The 21,585-nt window shown below is 61.1% G+C and carries 3 protein-coding genes; all 3 read right to left on the bottom strand.

Annotated features, from left to right (window positions below):
* Positions 1 to 4: 4 nt before the first annotated feature.
* Entirely contained in the window at positions 5 to 1,180 is a 1,176-nt protein-coding gene (locus ACQG11_RS20590; protein WP_022648066.1) for an HlyD family type I secretion periplasmic adaptor subunit, read from the bottom strand.
* Positions 1,177 to 3,342: a type I secretion system permease/ATPase gene (locus ACQG11_RS20585; RefSeq protein ID WP_022648065.1), complete on the bottom strand. Its 2,166-nt coding sequence runs from the start codon at positions 3,340 to 3,342 to the stop codon at positions 1,177 to 1,179. The genes ACQG11_RS20590 and ACQG11_RS20585 overlap by 4 nt, the downstream gene beginning before the upstream one ends.
* Before the next feature lie 176 nt (positions 3,343 to 3,518).
* On the bottom strand, positions 3,519 to 21,524 hold the full coding sequence (locus ACQG11_RS20580; protein WP_426728730.1) for an Ig-like domain-containing protein: 18,006 nt from the start codon (positions 21,522 to 21,524) through the stop codon (positions 3,519 to 3,521).
* Between the last annotated feature and the right edge of the window lie 61 nt (positions 21,525 to 21,585).

The raw sequence follows: 21,585 nt of genomic DNA, 5'->3' as shown, positions 1-21,585 counted from the left end.
TTTTTTATCGCTCGCGCAGCGCCTCTTTTGCCTTATTTAACGGTTTCAGCAGATAATCAATGACGGATTTACTGCCGGTTTTGATATCAACCGTAGCTATCATGCCCGGAAACACCGGGAATTCCTTGCCCTGCCGGTTAGTCAGATGGTTACTGTCTGTACGGATATAAACGCGATAATAATAAACATCCCGTTTCACCTCGTCCTGAAGGGTATCCGGTGAAATCATCGTCACCTCCCCCTCCAGCCCGCCGTAAATGGAGTAGTCATAAGCGGTGATTTTCACCAGCGCTTTTTGCCCGGGATGGATAAACGCGACATCGCGCGGCGAGATTTTTGCTTCTATCACCATCTGGTCATCAAGCGGTACCAGGCTCATCAGTTTGCCGTTCGGCGGGATCACCCCGCCAACCGTCGTCACGTCAATGTCTTTCACGATGCCACGCACCGGCGCATTAAACGTTAAGCGGGTGAGTGAGTCTTCGCGCCCTTTCATCACCGAACGCTGCGCTTCGATTTCCGCGTTCGCTTTCGCCAGTTCTTCGCGGGCGCGAACGTAGTACTGGTTTTTCATCTCGGTGATTTTGCTCTCCAGCTCATTTTTTTGGCGTTCAAGGCGTAAGACTTCGACCTTACTGGCCGCCCCCTGCGTCACCAGCGGGCGCGTTAATGCCAGTTCACGCTGCACGAGATCCGCTCCCTGGCGTAAACCCGCCAGCCCTTTTTCAAGGCTTTCGCGACGAGACTGGTAAAGCGCCGTTTCCTGTTTAACCAGCTCAACGTCGTCATCCAGCTCTGCCGGGAATGTCAGCCCGGTGTCGTTCACTTCAGCATTCAGACGCGCGGCTGTCGCCATCGCAGCATTTAATCGAGACTCGCTCTCAAGCACGCTGGACTCGGTTTTCGTCCGGTCCAGTTGGGCAAGCTGTTGACCACGCTCGACGATATCGCCTTCGCGCACCATCAGACTGTGGATAATCCCCCCTTCCAGGGACTGGATCACCTGCTCGTGGGAGGACGGGATCACCTTGCCACTGCCCGTAGTGACCTCATCCAGCTGGAACAGGCTGGCCCAGGTAATAAACACCACCAGCAGGGCAAACAGCGACCATGCCACCAGCGACGATCGCGGCAGGCGGGGCTCCTTCAGTCGGCTATTAAAGCGGGAGAAATCATTCATGCCACGCCCTCCGTTTTCAGTTTAACCGTGCGCTGCGGCGCCTGCTGCGGGGCCATTCCGTGCTGGCGTAAAATGGCATCACGAGGGCCATCCATCACCACTTTGCCGTTTTCCAGCACGATGATGCGGTCAACCAGGTCCAGAATCGGCAGACGATGCGTCGCCACCACCAGCGTCCGGCGCTTACCGAGCCACTGGTGCAGATGCTGGATAAACTGCTTCTCGCTGACCTCATCCAGCCAGGCAGTGGGTTCATCCAGCAGCAGAATATTCGGCGAGGTGATCAGCGCGCGGGCCAGCAGCAGCGCCTGACGTTGCCCGCCGGAAAGCCCCATTCCGCCCTCGTTGATGATGGTGTTCAGCCCCATTTTCTGCTTGCGCACAAACTCCAGCGCACCGCTATTGACCAGCGCCTGATGGATTTCCTCGTCTGTCGCCAGCGGATTACCCATCAGGATGTTGTCGCGTACGGAGCCGAAGAACAGCCTCGCCTGCTGACTGAGCAGCTGCATATCGCGGCGTACGTCAGCCGGGTCAAGATGATTGAGAGCAATATCGTCCAGCAAAATGCTGCCCTGCTGTGGCTCCTGCATTCCCGCCAGCAGGTGCAGCAAAGTGCTTTTCCCCGAACCATTCCGCCCGAGCACCGCCACGCGCTCCCCGGCGCGAATGCGCAGTTTGCTGACGTTCAGCACGGTGAGCTTCTCTTCTTCGTCGTAATAAAACCCGACGTCGTCCAGCTGATAATCACCGCGCAGGTGGGCTTTATGCACTTTTTTGCCGTGCTGGGGATCGTCAATCGGACGCTGCATCAGGTCATCCAGTCCCTTGCGGGCCACCTTTGCTGACTGCCAGCGGGAGAGCACGCCGGAAATCTGCGACAGCGGCGCAATGGTGCGGGACGCCAGAATCGAGGTGCCCACCAGCGCACCGGTGGTCATGTCGCCGCTGATGACCAGGTAACAGCCCACCAGCAGCACCACGGCGTAGACGATAGATTGCACCTCCTGGGTCCAGGTCAGCAGCAGCCCCGTCAGCCAGCGCTGTTTCATGCCGACGCTGGCGGCAACGTCATTGGTGTTATTCCACTGGTTCTGGAACCGCTGCTCGGCGCGCATCAGCTTGATGTCCTCAAGCCCCTGCACCGCTTCCACCAGCGTGGCGTTACGAATCGCCGATTCACGCATCCCTTCGCTGGAGAGTTTTCCCAGCGGGCGCTGCACCAGCAGGCCGGGAATGAGCAGCAGCGGCACGGCCAGCAGCACCACCAGCACCAGCGGGCCGCCAATCATCCACAGAATGAAGACGAACAGCAGGAAGAACGGCAGATCGGAGATGGCTGCAATGGTGGTGGAGGTGATCAGCTCCCGCACCGACTCCAGCTCGCGGATCTGAGCGATAAACGACCCGGTCGATTTCGACCGTGCGCCGTTTTTAATCCGCAGGGCGTGGGCAAACACGCGCTCGGAAATACGCAGGTCGGCGCGTTTCCCTACCACATCCGAAATATGCACCCGCAGCATGCGCATGATGAATTCAAACACGATGGCGATCATCACGCCGCCAAACAGCACCCACAGCGTGGCCTCCGACTGGGACGGCACCACCCTGTCATACACCTGCATGGAAAAGACCATGCCGGAGAGCGCCAGCACGTTGGCGACCAGCGCCACCAGCATAATGTCGCTGTAGCGACGCCAGTCTTTCAGCGCCAGCTGCCAGAACCAGTTTTTCTCATAGGGTTTGATGTAATCATCCACGCGCGCATCCGGCGTGGACTCCAGGGGACGCAGTACCATCAGCCCTTTTAACCGCGAACCGAGTTCGTCACGCGTCAGCGTCGTCTCCAGGCCGCCGTCGCCGCTGAACTGCACGCTGATGTTCCCTTCGTTGTCCATACGGTTGATGACCGCGATTTGCCCGCCGGTGAACTCCGCCAGCAGCGGTAAGCGCCACGGGTCGAGCGATACGGCTTCCGCCGCTACCCAACGCATCCCCAGCCCAAGCTGGCGCGCCATCTCCTCCAGCACCAGCTGGCGCGAAGACTGGCTTTCATGGTTAATCGTGACCCGAACATGCTCCGCCGAAAAATCCAGCCGATAGTGCTTAGCGATGATGAGCATGCCCTGCAACCAGGGTTCGTACTGTGGATGTGTCTTCATAATGCTACGTCCTGTTCAGGGCGATGATTTCGCACTGAAATGATACCTTTGCGAGATGATTAGAAATCGAACGTTGCCTAAACGAGCCCGCAAAATAATCTTGTGAAATAGAGGGTTATGGCTATTAATGTAAAGAAACGCAAAAAGCCGCGAGGATCGCTCCCCGCGGCGTTGTTTTACGCAATTAACAGTTGATGATTTGCCAGCAGCGTCGCCAGATCCGTCTGCACGCCGTTCAGCGTCACCAGGGTGGTTGGCGAGAACTGGCCGCCCGTCCCGTCGAGGTCAACCTGGATCTCGGTGTTGCTGCCGTTCTGCACCACGCGGATGTAGTCAGCAATGTTGCCCGCGCTACTGTCCAGCGTCGCCACGCCGTTCACGTAGCTCGCCGAGCCGGTGCCGGTATAGCCGCTGTCGGAAAGCAGGTCGCGCAGATCGATGCGGTCCGTGTCTGCCGTCCCTTCCCAGGTACCGACGGTAAAGCCGTTCACCACATCGCTACCGTTGCCGCCCGTCGCGTCAGACGCGTTGATCAGCTTATAGAGCAGCGTGTCCTGACCGCCGCTGCCGATGTTGAAGGTGTCGTTACCGCCGCGGCCTTCGAACTGGTTATCACCGCTGTTGCCGGTGATCACGTCGTCATGGTCGGAGCCGTTAATCCCTTCAATATTCAACAACCGTGTAGTACCGAACCCGGTGTCCTGCGCCGTTGAGAGGCGCAAATCAACAGTTATCCCAGAGGTGGCATTGCGGTAATCCACCACGTCCATGCCGCCGGTATTGCTCCAGGTGTCGTAGTCGGAATGGGTATTCCAGCCGCCGGAGCCGTTATAGGTATAGGTCCCATCCTCTGCGATAAAGGTGTCGTTATACCCGGTTCCGGTAATGGTTCCGCTGTGGCCGCCGGTGGCCGCTTCGGCGGTGAGAACATAACCCTCTTTGCCGTTGCTCGCGTCCAGGCCGGTCCAGGTGACGTTATCCGACACGCCGTTGGTGATCTTCACGATCTCCGCCGAGTAGGTTTCGTTCGGATCCAGCCCGTAGAAACTTACCTGCGCAGAGGTATCATTCGAGCCAATGCCGGACTGGGCGTTGATGATCTGCGAGGCCACCAGCACGCCCGCAGCGTTATACAGATTGACCGTGTTGCCATAGTAGGCGTTGATGCCTTCGCTATCGACAATGTGCAGATGCATCGCGGTACCGTCAGCAATGGTTTTGCTGTTTTGCACCAGCACCACCTTGCCATTCTGCTGAGACACCAGCAGATCCTGCGCACCATCCCAGTTGTAGTCCACCGCGGCGACGCCGGTGACGTTAGCAAGCCCTGACGCAAGCTGGCTTGAAGTCCAGGTTGAGCCGTAGCCGTTGTTGGTGAACAAGGTTGCCGTCTGCGAGCCGCCGTAGGTGCTGAGCTTGATGATGTCCATCTGCCCATCGCCGTTCCAGTCCACCGCCACCGACAAATAGCCCGCCGTGGCGTTAGAGGCTTCCACCGCGCTCCTGGTGGTGGATAGCTGCCCGGTACCGTCGTTGTAGTAAATCACCCCGCCGTTGTTGTTGTAGCTGCTGCCCAGGTACAGGTCCATGTAGCCATCGCCGTTAAAGTCCGCCCACGTCATGGACGCCGCCGTGGTGGTATTCGAGGCGTTGGCCACAAACACGTTGGTCAGGTTCTGGCCAATGGAGAGCGTACCGTTCCCGTTGTTGTTTATCACGGTGAGCGAGTACGCCCCGCTGCGGTTGGTGTGCTGCACGATGTCCACGGTGCCGTCGTTGTTCAGGTCGACGCCGGAGATTTCACGTCCGGAATCGAACTGGCCGTAGAATCCACCTTCCCCGCCGGTGCCGTCCGGCGACAGAACGCCGTTGGTATTAACCAGGTAGGTCAGGGAGTCCATACCGGCATCTCCGTAGGCCAGATCCAGATAGCCATCCCCGGTTTTATCGTAGGCAATTACGCCGCCGTACCAGATAGTGGTCCCCATTGCCAGCTGGCTGGCGGTGTAACTGCTGCCATCGTAGGTCCACATCACCTGCGTAGAACCCGCGTAGGTGTTCTCAGTTGCGAAAATATCCTGGGTGCCGTTACGGTCAAAGTCGGCGGCGGTCTGACTCACCACGTAATAGCCACGGGTGTTGCTCAGCGTATTGCCGGCATAGGTCGAGCTATCGCTGCTGGTGTAAGACTGGCCGTTAGCAATGATATTCCACAGCCCGCTGCTATTGGTGCCCACCGTCATGGTCGAGTTGTTCGAGTTACCCGTCGTGGTCGCCCAGTCGGTATTCACCGAGGTGGTATCGATCACCAGGCTGCCGGTTGCCGTACCAGTGGTGTTACCGTTGCCCGCGCTACTCTTCACCTGCGCGGTTACGTCGTAGTTCGCCACGCTCAGGGCATCGCTGTCCGGGATCTGCAGATACCAGGTATTGTGATCCGGGTCGACTACCACCGCGCCGCCGGTCTGGGAGGTGTAGGTTTTCCCGTTCACCGTCACCACCAGATATTCACCGTTTACCAGGTCTGCGGAGACCGTACCGCTGACAATCGGCGTGGTATCCGAGGTGGTCTGGGCAGTAATCGCCGCCGTGGTGGTCGGGATGCTGGTATCGACGTTCAGCACAAAGCCATCCGATTCCGTGTAGTTACCGGCTTTGTCGGTGACGCGCAGAATGTAAGTGTGATTCCCGTCGAGCAGGCCGTTGTCCTGATAGGACCAGCTTGCGCTGCCGTTCATTGTGACCTGACCCAGCAAGATCCCGTCCCGGTAAAGCTGCACGATTTCGCCGTCTTCCGGAGCACGGTTAAGCGTACCGTTGATCAGCGGTGAGGTATCGTCTGTCGCGACTGATGCGCCGTACGTGCCCGTACGTTCACCTTCCCCGTCGGTATAGCTGACCACCGTTCCCACCGTTTCAGGCGGCGTGGTATCAACCGTTACCACCTGCGACGAGGTTGAGCCGACGTTGCCCGCCTGGTCGATGATCCGCACCTGCCAGGTGTAATCCCCGTCCGCCAGATCGCGGGTATCCGTATAGCTCCAGCGCTGGTTAGTGACGGCAGTGTCAATCCAGGTATTGCCGCCGTCGAGGCTGATCTGTACGCGCTCGTCGCTGGCCAGCGCGCTGCCCAACGAGCCGTTGATCGTCAGCGAGGTGTCCATGGTGTTGAAATCACTCCCGGACTGCCCGGTATCTTCGCTGATGCTGTCAATGGTGATGCCGTACTGCGGCGCCTGGGTATCCACCGTCACGTCCTGCGAGGTGGTGGCCCCGACGTTGCCCGCCTGATCGACAACCCGCACCTGATAGCGGTAGTCGCCGTCGGCCAGGGTGCGCGCGTCGTTATAACTCCACCGGGTGCCGCTTACCGTGGCGTAAACCCAGGTAGTGCCGCCATCCATGCTCACCTGCACATACTCACCCGCCCCGAGTTCGGCCCCGAGCGTCCCGTTGAGCGTGTACGAGGTCGAACTGGTCAGGAAGTCGTTATTGTCGAAGCCGGTATCGACGGTGATGTTATCCACGGTCACCGTAATCGCCGCATCCGGCGCGACCGTATCGACCGTCACCTGCTGATGAGCGCTGGCACCCACGTTGCCCGCCGCATCCACTACGCGAACGTAGTAGTCATAGGTCTGGTTACCCAGCGTGCGGCCGTCCACGTAGTACCAGCTGTTGCCGGTGACGATCACGTTCTGCCAGCTGACTCCGCCGTCGATGCTAATCTGGGCATATTCGCCGTCGGCCAGCGTTGCGCCGAGCGAGCCGTGCAGCGTCAGGGAGGTATCATTGGTGATAAAGTCGCTGCTGCTCAGGCCGGTATCGTCGCTGATGCTGTCGATAGCGATCGTTTCGCTGGCGTCCGGCGCGACGGTATCAATGGTCACCACCTGTCTGGTGGTGGCGCTGATATTCCCCGCGTCGTCAATCACCCGCAGCTGGTAGTTGTAGTCTCCGTCGGCCAGCGTGCGGCCATCAACGTAGGTCCAGCTCAGTCCGCTGACGCTCACGTCAGTCCAGGTCGCGCCACCGTCCAGGCTGATCTGCGCGTGGTCGCCGCTGCCCAGGGCCGCGCCGAGCGTCCCTTTCAGGCTAATCTGGTTGTCGCTGGTAATGAAGTCGCTGTCGGACAGGCCGGTATCCTGCGAGACGGAATCCACGGTAATGCTCGTCGCCGCAGGCTTCGTCAGATCGATTACCACGTCCTGGCTGTCCGTTGCCCCAACGTTCCCCGCATTATCAATGACGCGCACCTGGTACGGGTACGTCCCGTCCGTCAGGGTACGCCCATCGGTGTAGCGCCAGGTGGTGCCGGTCACGGTCAGGTCAATCCAGGTTGAACCACCGTCCAGGCTGATCTGCGCCTTCTCGTTATTGCCGAGCTGCGCCGATAGCGAACCGTTCACCACCACCTGCTTATCGTTGGTGATGAAGTCACTCGCGCTCAGGCCGGTATCGTTTTGCAGGGAATCAATGCTGATCCCCATTGACGGTGCGGTGAGATCCACGGTGACGCTGTGGTTATCGCTGGCGCTGTTGCCGATGGCGTTGCTCACCTGCGCATTGATCACGTACGAACCGCCGTCCGCCAGCGCGGTCACGTCTGCGCTGCCGACCGTATAGCTCCAGGTGCCGTCATTTTGAACGGTAGCCGTGTAGGTTTTACCGTTAAGCGTAATGGTCACCGTCTGGCCCGCAGGCGCGTCGGTGGTGCCGCTGACAATTAGCGGCGTGCCGTGCTCGGCGGCGTTGACGATATCGTCCTGGGCAAAGGTGTTAATGACGATGGTCGGCACGTCGCCGTTCAGCGTCACGTCGTGTGTTGCGCTGCCCGGGTTACCCGCCTTATCGCTCACCGTAGCCGTAATGGTGTAATCCCCATCGCTCAGGCCGAGGAAGTCGCGGCCCGGCACGAAGACCGACCACGAACCGTCTGCTCCAACGGTCGCCTGATAGCTGTGCCCGTTGAAGGAGACGGTCACCGTCTGGCCCTGCTCCGCGGTGGTGGTCCCGCTAATAGTCTGCCCCGCCAGCTGCTCGGCGTTGTTGACGATATCGTCATCGGCCACGGTGCTGATGGTGACGGCTGGTGCGACGGTATCGACCGTTAAGGTATGGGTCGTCTGGCCGCTGTTACCGGCTTTATCGTTGACCACGGCGGTCACCGTCAGCGCACCCTGGCTCAGTGCGGCCAGGTCTGCCGCCGGAACGTCCAGCGTCCAGGTGCCATCGCTGCCGACAAGCGCAGTGTAGGTTTTTCCGCCCAGCGTGACGGTCACCGTCTGGCCTGCTTCCGCGCTGGAAGAGCCGTGTACGGTGAGCGGCTGCTGAGCTTCCGCCGCATTCAGCACGTCGTTGCCCGACAACGTGTTCACGCTAATCACCGGCGCGGTGGTGTCCACGCTGATGGTATGCGTCGCCGAGGCGCTGTTCCCGGCGCTGTCCTGCGCCGAAGCAGAAACCTGGTAGCTCGCGCCGTCGGCCAGAGCGCCCACGTCGGCGGCTGGAACGGTGGTCTGCCAGGCGCCGTCGCTCTGAATGGTGGCCGTATAGCTCTTACCATTCAGGGTGATAGTGACCTGCGTACCGCTGGCGAACTGCGCACTGGAACCGTTGATAACCAGCGACGCGCCCGCTTCTGCCGCATTGATCACGTCATCACCACTGAGGGTGTTGACGGTCAGCGCGACCGATGCGGTATTTACCACCACGTCATGGGTCTGAGTGCTGCTGTTGCCTGCGCTGTCGGTGATAGTCGCGCTGAGGGTTACGGTGCCGTCGGTCAGTGCGGAAATCACGCTGGCCGGAACGCCCACGCTCCAGTAACCGCTGGCGTCAACGGTGGTGGTGTACTGATTCGAACCGATGGTGATAATCAGCTTATCGCCGACGCTGGCGCCGGTTGCGGTGCCGCTGACGATCTGCGCCTGCCCGTGCTCCACGCTGTTGATGACGTCATCACCCGCCACGACGTTAAAGCTGACGGTCGGCGGCGTGGTATCAAGCGTAATCGCTTTGCCCGCGCTGCCCGGGTTACCCGCGGCGTCACTCACGCTCACCTGCACGGTATAGCCGTTATCCGCCAGGGCGGACAGGTCTGTGCCCGGCACGTTAACGCTCCAGACGCCGCCCTGCTGAACCTGCGCGGTGTAGCTGTTCCCGCCGAAGGTTACGGTTACCGTCTGACCGACTTCCGCCGTGGTGGTGCCGGAAATGGCCACGCCCGCAGCCGCTTCGCTGCCGTTGATCACGTTGTCGCCTGCGACCGTGTCAATCGTCACGGTTGGCGCGGTGGCATCTACACTGTATTCGCGGCCCGCAGAGGCGCTGTTGCCGTGCGCGTTGGTGATGCTCACCTGCACGCTGGCGTCGCCGTCTTTCAGACCCGCAAGATCCGAGGAAGGCACGTTCGCCGTCCAGTTGCCGTCGGCATCGACTTTGGCGGTGTAAGACTTGCCGCCAAAGGTGATGGTCACGGTCTGGTTCTCTTCCACATTGGATGTGCTGCCGGAAAGCACCAGATCCGCGCCTTTCTCCGCCGCATTAATCACGTCGTCGGTGGCGATGGCATCGATGCTGATCGCCACGGCTGCCAGATCGATGGTGACGTCGTGGCTGATGGAGACCGGATTGCCCGCCGCGCTCTGGCCCGCTACGGTGACGGTCATCGTGCCTGCGGCCAGAGCGCCCACGTCTGCCGCCGGGATCGCCGCGGTCCAGGAGCCGTCTGCCAGTACCGACGCGGCATAGGTCTTGCCATTCAGGGTCACGGTGAGCGTAGTGCCCGCCGCCAGCCCATCGCTTGAGCCAGTGACGATAAGATTCTGACCATGCTCAATGCTGTTGATCACGTCATCGCCCGCCACGGTATCCACGCGCAGCCCCGGCAGGCTGGCGTCGATAGTGATATCGCGCTCGCCCGTTCCCGTATTGCCATGGTCATTAGTGACGGTCGCTGACACCATTAAATCGCCGTTGCCCAGCGCCGTCAGAACCGACTCAGGCACGTTCACGGACCAGGTCAGATCGCTCTGCACCGTCGCGGCGTAGCTGTTGCCGCCGATGGTCACCGTCACGGTGTTGCCCGCCTCAGCGTTCGTTACCCTGCCGCTGAGGGTCTGCCCCGCAGCCACTTCCGCCGCGTTAATCACGTTGTCGCCCGCCACTGTGTTGATGGTGACGGTTGGCAGCGCGGTGTCGACAAGCAGGTTCGCGGTATTGCTCACGCTGTTGCCCACGCCGTTGGTGGCGGTCGCGCTCAGGGTGTAGTTGGCTTCGCCCAGGCTCGCCAGATCCGCCGCCGGAACGGTCAGGCTCCAGGTGCCGTCTGCCGCAGTTGTCGCCGTGTAGTTTTTACCGTTCAGAATTACAGTCACCACGGTGCCTTCCGCCAGGTTGGCGCTGGTGCCGCTGACGCCCAGGTCCTGCCCTTTTTCTACCGCGTTCAGTACGTTGTCATCGCTGATGGCGTTAAAGCTGACCGACGGCAGACCGGTATCGACGGTCACATTATGCGTACCGCTGCCGGTGTTGCCCGCCGCGTCGGTGACAGACGCTGTGACGGTCACGGTGCCGTCGCTGAGGCCTGAAATCACGCTGGCCGGGACGCCCACGCTCCAGTTACCCGCCGCGTCCAGCACGGTGGTGTAAGTCTGGCCGCCGATCGTGACGGTGACCTTATCGCCCGCCGCCGCGCCGGTGGCGGAGCCGCTGACGATCTGCGCCTGATTGTGTTCAGCCGCGTTAATCACATCGTCACCTGCAACGGTGTGGATGGTCACCCCAGGAACGGTCACATCCACCGTCAGAGTGTGATCAACCGATGCCGGGTTACCCGCCTTGTCGCTGACTGAGGCAGTGACCGTCACGCTGCCGTCGGTTAATCCTGCCAGATCCGCCGCCGGAACGTTCAGCGTCCAGCTGCCGTCTGCGCTGACGGTTGTGGTGAAATCTTTGCCGTTCAGCGACACGGTCAGCGTCTGGCCCGCTTCGGCGGTGCTGGTGCCGGAGATTGCCAGGTCTGACTGCGCTTCCGTGGCGTTGAGGATACCGTCTGTGGCAATCGTGTTGATGGTCACGGACGGCGCGGTAGCATCCACGCTGTACTCGTGGCCCGCAGACGCGCTGTTGCCGTTCACGTTGGTGACGCTCACCTGCACGCTGGCGTCGCCATCCTTCAGGCCAGCCAGATCCGCTGACGGCACGGTGTAAGTCCAGTTGCCGCTGTCGTCCACGGTGGCGGTGTAGATCCTGCCGTTCAGACTGATGGTCACGGTCTGCCCGGCTTCCACGTTGGTGGTCGCACCGGACAGCACCAGATCCGCGCCCTTCTCCGCCGCGTTAATCACGTCGTCGGTGGCAAGCGCATTGATGCTGATGGCAACGGTAGCCAGATCCACGGTCACGTCGTGGCTGATGGTGATCGGATTACCCGCCGCGCTGTCGCCGGTAACGCTGATTTTCACGGTGCCTTCCGGCCACGCGCTCACGTCGGTGGACGGGATCGCCGCGCGCCAGGTGCCGTCTGCCAGTACCGTTGCCGCGTAATCTTTACCGTTGACGGTAACCGTCAGCGCCGTGCCCGGCGCCAGCCCGTCGCTGGAGCCTGAAACAATCAGGTTCTGCGCGTGCTCAATGGTGTTGATCACGTCATCACCCGCCACGGTATTCACGCGCAGGCCCGGCAGGTTAGCGTCGATAGCGATCTCGCGCTCGCCGGTCCCGGTGTTGCCGTGGCCGTTGGTGACGGTTGCCGTCACGCTCAGGCTGCCGTTGCCGAGTGCTGTCAGCACGTCAGACGGCACGTTGACGGACCAGGACAGATTGTTCTGCACCGTTGCGGTGTAGCTGTGGCCGCCGATAGTCACCGTCACGGTGTTGCCCGCTTCGGCATTCGCCACGGTGCCGCTCAGGGTCTGACCTGCCGCCACTTCCGCCGCGTTAATCACGTTGTCGCCCGCCACGGTGTTGATGGTGACGGTTGGCAGCGCGGTGTCCACCAGCAGGTTCGCGGTGTTGCTCACGCTGTTGCCCACGCCGTTGGTGGCGGTCGCGTTCAGGGTGTAACTGGCCTGACCGAGACCGGCCAGATCCGCCGCCGGAACGGTCAGGCTCCAGGTACCGTCTGCAGCAGTTGTCGCCGTGTAGTTTTTACCGTTCAGAATTACGGTCACCACGGTGCCTTCCGCCAGGTTGGCGCTGGTGCCGCTGACGCTCAGGTCCTGGCCTTTTTCTACCGCGTTCAGGACGTTGTCATCGCTGATGGCGTTAAAGCTGACCGACGGCAGACCGGTATCGACGGTCACATTATGCGTGCCGCTGCCAGTGTTGCCCGCCGCGTCGGTGACAGACGCAGTGACGGTCACGGTGCCGTCGCTGAGGCCTGAAATCACATTTGCCGGAACGCCCACGCTCCAGTTACCCGCCGCGTCCAGCACGGTGGTGTAAGTCTGGCCGCCGATCGTGACGGTGACCTTATCGCCCGCTGCCGCGCCGGTGGCGGAGCCGCTGACGATCTGTGCCTGCTTGTGTTCAGCCACGTTAATCACATCGTCACCTGCCACGGTGTGGATGGTCACAGTCGGAACGGTGACGTCCACCGTCAGGTTGTGGTCCACCGACGCCGGGTTACCCGCCTTGTCGCTGACTGAGGCAGTGACCGTCACGCTGCCGTCGGTTAATCCTGCCAGATCCGCCGCCGGAACGTTCAGCGTCCAGCTGCCGTTCGCGCTGACGGTTGTGGTGTAATCTTTGCCGTTCAGCGATACGGTCAGCGTCTGGCCCGCTTCGGCGGTGCTGGTGCCGGAGATTGCCAGGTCAGACTGCGCTTCCGTGGCGTTCAGGATATCGTCTGTGGCAATCGTGTTGATGGTCACGGACGGCGCGGTAGCATCCACGCTGTACTCGCGGCCCGCCGAGGCGCTGTTGCCGTTCACGTTGGTGACGCTTACCTGCACGCTGGCATCACCCTCTTTCAGACCGGTCAGATCCGAAGATGGCACAGTGGCGGTCCATTTACCCTCAGCGTCCACCGTGGCGGTGTAGTTCTTGCCGCCGAAGGCGATGGTGACGGTTTGATTTTCCTCCACGTTCGCAGTGGTGCCGGAGAGCACCAGATCCGCGCCCTTCTCGGCGGCGTTGATCACGTCATCGGAAGCGATGGCGTCAATGCTGATGGCGACGTTTGCCAGATCCACCGTCACATCATGGTTGATAGTCACCGGATTGCCCGCGCTGCTCTGCCCTTCAACGGTCACGGTGACCGTGCCTGCGGCAAGGGCACTCACGTCCGCAGAAGGGATCGCCGCACTCCAGGTGCCGTCTGCCAGCACGGTAGCCGCATAGGTTTTACCGTTTACGGTGACGGTCAGCGCCGTACCCGCCGTCAGGCCGTCGCTTGAACCCGTGATAATCAGATTCTGCCCGTGTTCGATGCTGTTAATCACGTCATCGCCCGCCACGGTGTCCACGCGCAGGCCCGGCAGATTCGCGTCTATCACGATTTCGCGCTCGCCCGTTCCGCTATTGCCCACGCCGTTGGTGACGCTGGCTGACACTGTTAAATCGCCGTTGCCCAGCGCGGTCAGCACAGACTCCGGCACGCTAACGGACCAGGTGAGATCGCTCTGCACCGTTGCGGTGTAGCTGTTGCCGCCAATGGTCACGGTCACGGTGTTACCCGCTTCGGCATTCACCACCTTACCGCTGATGGTCTGGCCGGTTGCCAGCTCCGCCGCGTTGATCACGTCGTCGCCCGCCACGGTGTTGATGATTACGCCAGGCAGAACGGATTCCACGTTCACGGTGTGCGAGGTGCTGGTGCTGTTGCCGACGCTATCCGTTGCGGAGGCCGACACTGTGTAAAGCGCTTCACCCAGTTGCCCCACCTCGCTCGCCGGAACGGTGGTGGTCCATTGGCCATTGGTAGCTACCGTGGCGCTGTACGCTTTGCCGTTCAGTATCACGGTCACCACCGCGCCTGTCGCCAGGCCGGAAGCCGTACCGGAGATCGTCAGATCCTGGGTTTTCTCGGTGTTGTTGATCACATCGTCACCGGACACGGTGTCAATGGTCAGCACCGGCGCGGTGAGGTTGACTTCAACCTCGTGCGTTGTGCTGTTGCTGTTTCCGGCTTTATCGGTCAGCGCCGCGGTGATGGTGTGATCCCCGGCAGTCAGAGCACTCACGTCCGCCGCAGGCACGCCCACGTTCCACTTGCCGGAAGCGTCCAGGGTCGCCGTGTAATCTTTGTTATTGATGGTGACGGTCACCACGTCACCCGCCGCCGCACCGGTCACGGAACCGGTGACAATCAGCGCCTGCGCATGCTCGGCGCTGTTGATCACGTCGTCGTCGGAAACGGCGTTAATGGTCAGCTGTGGCACCGTGGTATCCACCAGCACATCGCGATCCGTCGAGGCCGGGTTACCCGCTTTATCCAGGACGGCTGCCGTGATGGTGTAATCGCCGTCGGAAATCGCGCCGACATCCGCAGACGGTACGGTGACGCTCCAGCTGCCATTCGCCTGCACGGTGGTGGTGTAATTCTCGCCGTTCAGGGTCACGGTCACTGTCTGGCCCGCTTCCGCGTCAGAGACGCCGTTGATGACCAGATCCTGCTGCGCTTCGGCAGCATTGATGATGTTGTTGTCGCTGACGATTTCAATCGACACCGTCGGCGCGGTGGCATCCACGCTGTACTCGCGGCCCGCAGAGGCGCTGTTGCCGTTTACGTTGGTGACGCTGACCTGCACGCTGGTGTCGCCGTCTTTCAGTCCGCCCAAATCGGCAGACGGTACGGTCGCCGTCCAGTGGCCGCTGGCATCCACCGTCGCGCTATAGGTCTTACCGCCGAAAATGATAGTAACGGTCTGGTTTTCTTCCACGTTGGTGGTCGAGCCGGACAGCACCAGATCCGCACCCTTCTCGGCTGCGTTAATCACGTCGTCGGTAGCTACGGCGTCGATGCTGATGGCGACCGGCGCCAGATCCACCTTCACGTCATGGCTGATGGAAACCGGATTACCCGCCGCGCTCTGGCCGTCAACGGTCACGGTGACTGTACCTGCGCTCAGCGCGCCGACGTCAGCCGCCGGAATAGCCGCCGTCCAGGTGCCGTCCGCCAGCACGGTTGCCGCGTAGGTTTTGCCGTTGACGGTGACCGTCAGCGCCGATCCGCTCGCCAGCCCGTCGCTGGAGCCGGTGATAATCAGGTTTTGAGTATGCTCGATGCTGTTGATCACATCGTCGCCTGCCACGGTATCCACGCGCAGGCCCGGCAGGCTGGCATCAATCGTGATGTCGCGCTCGCCGGTGCCGGTGTTGCCGTGGCCGTTGGTCACGCTCGCTGTTACGGTGAGATCGCCGTTACCGATAGCGGTTAAGACGTCAGATGCCACGTTAACCGACCAGCTCAGATCGTCCTGAACCGTCGCGGTATAGGTGTTGCCCCCGATACCGATCGTGACAGTGTCACCGCTCGCCGCGCCGCTCACTTTCCCGCTCAGGGTTTGTCCGGAAGCCACTTCCGCTGCGTTAATCACGTCGTCGGTGGCAACTGCATTAATGGTGACCTGCGGCAGCGCGCTGTCGACCAGCACGCTATGGCTGGTGTTCGCGCTATTACCCGCGGTATCGGTCACGCTGGCCGTCACGCTGTAGCTCGCTTCGCCCAGTGCCGAGACGTTTGCCGCCGGAACGGTGACGCTCCAGTTACCGCTGGCATCGGTGGTGGCGGCGTAACTGATACCGTTCAGGGTTACGGTGATGCGGGTCCCGTCCGGCTGGTTGCTGGTGCCGGAGACCAGCAGATCCTGACCTTTCTCGGTCGCGTTGATCACGTCGTCAACCGCCAGGGTAGTGATGGCAATCACCGGCGCGGTCAGGGAGACGTCAAACGCGTGCGTCGCGCTGGTGCTGTTGCCCGCTTTATCGGTGAGCGTGGCGGAGATCGTTTGATCGCCGTTAGCCAGCGCGCCCACGTCCGCCGCCGGAACGCCCACGCTCCAGTTACCGGCACCGTCCAGCATGGCGGTGTAGTCTTTGCCGTTCAGGGTCAGGGTAATCACATCGCCCGCCTGCGCGCCCGTCACCTTGCCGGTGACAATCAGCGCCTGGCCGTGCTCGGCAATATTAACAATGTCGTCGCCCGCCACAATGTTGAAGGTAATCTGCGGCACGGTAGTGTCGACCAGCACGGACGCCCCCGCGCTGGCCGGGTTGCCCGCTTTATCGGACACGGTCGCCGTGACCGCCGCGCTACCGTCTGCGATCCCCGCCAGATCCGCCGCCGGTACATCCAGCGTCCAGCTGCCGTTTGCCTGCACCTGGGCGGTGTACTGATTGCCGTTGAAGGTCACGGTGACCGTCTGGCCTGCTTCGGCAGTAGACGTCCCGCTCAGGGTCAGGTCCTGCGCCGCCTCTGCCGCATTTAGCATGTTGTCGCCGCTGATGGTGTTGATGGTGACCGCTGGCGCGGCGGTATCGACGCTGAATGCCTGCGAGGAAGAGGCCGCGTTGCCGTTCATGTTGGTTACGCTAACCTGTACGCTGGCGTCGCCATCCTTCAGGCCGCTCAGTTCGGCAGCCGGTACGGTGCAGGTCCAGTCGCCGTTGGCATCGACCATCGTGGCCCAGGTTTTACCCGCAAAGATAATGGTAACGGTCTGGCCCGCTTCAACGTTCGAGGAGGAGCCGGACAGCACTAGATCCTGGCCTTTTTCTGCCGCGTTCAGCACGTTGTCGTCCGTCACGCTGTTGATGCTTATCGCCACCGGGGCGAGATCGACATCCACCACGGTACCGATGTTCACCGGGTTGCCGGAGGTATCCTGCGCGCTGGCGCTGATGGTGAGCGCTCCATCCGCCCACCGGGAGACGTCTGCGGCCGGAACCGCAGCCTGCCAGGTGCCGTCCGCCAGTACCGAGGCGGAATAACTCTTGCCGTTGATGCTCACGGTGACGGTGCTACCCGCCGCCAGGTCGGTGCTGGTACCGGAGATAACCAGGTTCTGCGCGTGTTCAATAACGTTAATGACGTCGTCACCGGCGACGGTATCAATGCGCAGGCCGGGCAACTGGGCGTCAATGGTGACATCCAGGGAAGACGATCCGGTATTACCGTGCGCGTTCGTCACGCTGGCCGATACGGTCAGGTCGCCGTTGCCGAGCGCGGTTAACTGACTCTGGGTTAACGGCAGGCTCCAGGTGAGATCGTCCTGTACGGTAGCCGTGTATGTCTGCCCGCCGATGATAATGGTGACGGTATCGCCCGATGCCGCGTTCGATACTTTCCCGGTCAGGGTTTGCCCTGCGGCCACTTCCGCCGCGTTAACGATATTGTCGCCCGCGACGTTGTTGAGGGTAACAACCGGCAGCGAGCTGTCCACCAGCACATCGTGCGTGGCAGAGGCGCTGTTGCCCACATTATCGGTGACGCTCGCCGTCACGGTGTAATTGGCTTCACCCAGCGCGCTCACCGCAGAGGCGGGTACGGTAACGCTCCAGTTGCCACTGGCGTCGGTGGTGGCTGCATAGTTGATACCGTTCAGATTAACGGTGATGGTGGTTCCTTCCGGCTGGTTGCTGGTACCGGAAAGCAGCAGATCTTCGCCCTTCTCTGCCGCATTGATCACGTCATCCGCCGCCAGCGTACTAATACCGATTACAGGCGTGACTGTATTGACCACCACATCCACAGAACTGCTGCCGGTGTTGCCGGACCGATCGGTCACGGAGACGTTAATGGTCCAGGTGCCGTCCGTCAGCCCCTGAACGACGGACGCAGGCAGGCCGAGGCTCCAGTTGCCCGCCGCATCCACCACGGTGGTGTAGTCCACGTTATTGATGGTGATGATGACCAAATCACCCGCCGCCGCGCCGGTGACGGAGCCGCTCAGGATCTGCGCCTGTGAATGGGCCAGCTGGTTAACGGTGTTGGTGTCGGTGACGAAATCGTTGATGGTCACCTGCGGTTCGGTGGCATCCACCAGCCCAACGCGGTCCGCGCTGCTGCTGTTGCCCGCCACGTCACTGACGGTGGCCGTGACGGTGACATTGCCATCGGTCAGCGCGCCAACGTCGGCGGCAGGCACGTTCAACTGCCAGCGACCGTCCGCCTGGACCGTGGTCTGGTAAGATTTACCGTTCAGCGTCACGGTGACCGTCTGGCCCGCTTCAGCGGTTGTGCTGCCGCTGAGCACCAGATCCTGCTGCGCTTCTGCCGCATTAATGATGTTGTCGTCGGTCAGGTTATCAAGCGTAATGGCTGGCGGCTGCGTATCGACGGTCACCACGCGTGAGGCGTCCGCGCTGTTGCCGTTGACGTTAGTCACGCTGACGCTCACCTGCGCCCGCCCGTCGATCAGCGTTTCCATCGCGCTCGCCGGAACGGTCAGGCGCCAGGAGCCGTCCTGCTGCACCTGTGCGGTAAAGGTTTGATCCGCGAATTTCACCAGCACGGTTTGCCCGGCCTCTACGCCCTGCGTCTGACCGGAAAGGGTGACATCCGCGCCTTTTTCCGCCGCGTTGAGCATATCGTCAGTGGTTACGGTATCGATGGTGACGGCCACCGCGTTCAGGTCAAGCTCGATCGGGTGTTCAGCCGCCACGGTGTTGCCCCAGGCATCTTCCGCACTGACGCTGACGGTCATGCCTCCCGCCGTCCATGCCTGAAGGTCCGCCGACGGCACGCCAATCTGCCAGCTGCCGCTGGCGTTAACCGTGGTGACGTATTCAACATTATTGATGGTGACGGTGATCTGTGTGCCTTCGGCCAGATGAGTGCTGGAGCCGGTCACGGCCAGATCCTGCTGCTGTTCAATGGCGTTAATCACGTCATCGCCAGAGATCGTGTTCACGCGCAGGCCCGGCAGTTCGGCGTTGATGTTGATATCACGTTCGCCGGTGCCGGTGTTGCCGTGCGCATTCGTGACAGAGGCGCTGAAGGTTAAATCGCCGTCGCCAAACGCCTGAAGGTCGGCCGATGGGATGGTCACGCTCCATTTCAGGTCGCTGCCAACCGTCGCGGTGTAGCTCTTGCCGCCCACGGTGACAGAGACGGTATCGCCCGCCGCCGCGCCGGTGACGCGTCCGCTGAGGGTTTGGTCAACCGCCGCTTCGGCGTTATTGACCAGGTTATCCCCGGCAAAGGTGTTGAGGATCACCTGCGGCAGCGCGGTATCGACCAGCAGATTCGCCTCGGCGGAGCCGCTGTTACCCACGCTGTCGGTGCCGCTGACGCTCACGGTGTAAAGGGTATTCGCCAGATCCAGCACGTCGGAAACCGGCACCTGAACGGACCAGCTACCGTTCTCAACGGTGGCCTGATAGTTAACGTTGTTCAATGTCACGGTGACAGCGCTGCCGTTCGGCAGATTACTGGTCCCGCTAAGGCTCAGAGGCTGCATGGCCTCCAGCGCATTCAGGACGTTATCCTGGCTGATGGGGTCAAGGGTAAATTCCGGCGGGTTGCCGCTGAGCGTAATGCCGTGCGTCGCGCTGCCGGTGTTGCCCGCCGCATCGGTCACGGAGACCGAAATGCTGTGGCTACCTTCACCCAGCGTGCCAATGACAGAGGCTGGCACGCCGACGCTCCAGCTGCCGTCCGCCTGGACGACACCGGTAAAGGTCTTGCCGCCAACGGTCACGGTGACAACGTCGCCCGCCGCCGCGCCGTTCGCCAGGCCGGAAATAATCTGAGCCTGCCCCTGCTCGCTGGTGTTCAGAATGTCGTCGCCCGCGACAGTGTTGATAGTGACCACTGGCGCTGCGGTATCGACCGTGAAATCGGCGGTGGTGGAGGCCCCGTTACCCGCTTTGTCGCTGACGTTTGCCGTCAGGGTGTGCTCGCCGTTAGCCATCGCCTGTACTTCACTGGCCGAAAGCGTAACGGACCAGGTGCCGTCGCTGCCCACGGTCGCCGTGTGATTTTTGCCGTTCAGCGTGACCGTCACAATCTGGCCCGCTTCCGCATCGGTTTTTCCGGTCAGCGTCAGCGGCTGATTATGTTCAGCCGCGTTGATGATGTTGTCCTGGGCGATCGTGTCGACAGAAATCGCTGGCGCAGCGGTATCGACGCCAATCGTCTGGCTGCCGGTCACGGTGTTGCCCGCCGCGTCTTTGCCGCTGACGTTGACCGTCCAGGTACCATCGCCCAGCGCCTGCGCGTCAGCAGCAGGCACCTTCACGCTCCATGCGCCGTTTGCCCCCACTTCTGCGGAATAGGTTTTACCGTTCAGCGTGACGGTAAGCGCCGTTCCCTGCGCCAGGTTTTTGCTGGTGCCGGACAGCGTAAAGCCAGCGGCCTGCTCGCTGGCGTTGATCACGTTATCGCCCGCCGTGGTGGCGAGCGTCACGCTGGTATCCGCTGTAGAAACGGTTACGGTAATACTGCCCGCAGAGGTCGTTTTACTGCCGTCGATCTGGACGACGGACCAGGTATGTTCCCCCTCCGCCTGGGTCGGAAGTGTTACCGTCCAGGTGCCGTCCTTTGCGACCATGGTGCTGGCGATGGTGCTGCCGCTGCTGTCTTTAACCTGAATGGTCGCGCCCGGCTGCCCGGTACCGCTGAAGGTTGGGGTGTTATCATCCGTGACCTCTTTTGCACTCAGCACCCCCTGCTTGTCACCCGCGTTATCCGTCAGCAAAAATGTTGGCGTGGCGCTTTCGACTTCTTTTGTATTATCAATAACTTTTGTTTTGGTTTCGCCGTCACCGCCGTGAGCCAGCAGTGCGCCAATCGCACCGCCTCCCAACGCCGCTCCGGCAATCCAGCCCCACGGCGCATCGCTTAAGACGCTTCCCTGCTCCAGAAAAGGTTCAATGCTGCTAATGGGTGCAGCCTGGGCGGTTAATTCGGTGGCGGCAACGCCTGATGCTTCCCCGGCATCGGCAAATGAAATATGCGTCAACTCCTGGTTATCGTTAAATACCAGTTCGGAATGATTATGGGTTTCCGTGTCTTCGACAAAATAATTATTGCAGCGGATCACGCTGCCATCTTTCATATAAATGAGGAGGTCATTCCCCTGGCGGACATAACGCACCACGTCCTGAGCAGAACCCTGAATTTCAATCACGCTCGGCGATGAAATAGAGACCGAGAGATTCCCTTCACCGGTTAATTTCGTTTTTTCTGCCGTTTTTCGAATGATAACATCAACAACTTTTGCGTTACTCATATTCTTCTCCTTGCAGGTGCGCGTATTCCTGTGGTTATGTCCACCAGAGGGATGTAACTAT

Origin of the sequence: Enterobacter cloacae complex sp. 372C4 (assembly GCF_050030615.1) — a bacterium.
Taxonomy (GTDB): Bacteria; Pseudomonadota; Gammaproteobacteria; order Enterobacterales; family Enterobacteriaceae; genus Enterobacter; species Enterobacter intestinihominis.
The sequence above is the reverse complement of the archived record's forward strand: the minus strand, read 5'-3'. Positions and strand labels throughout refer to the sequence as shown.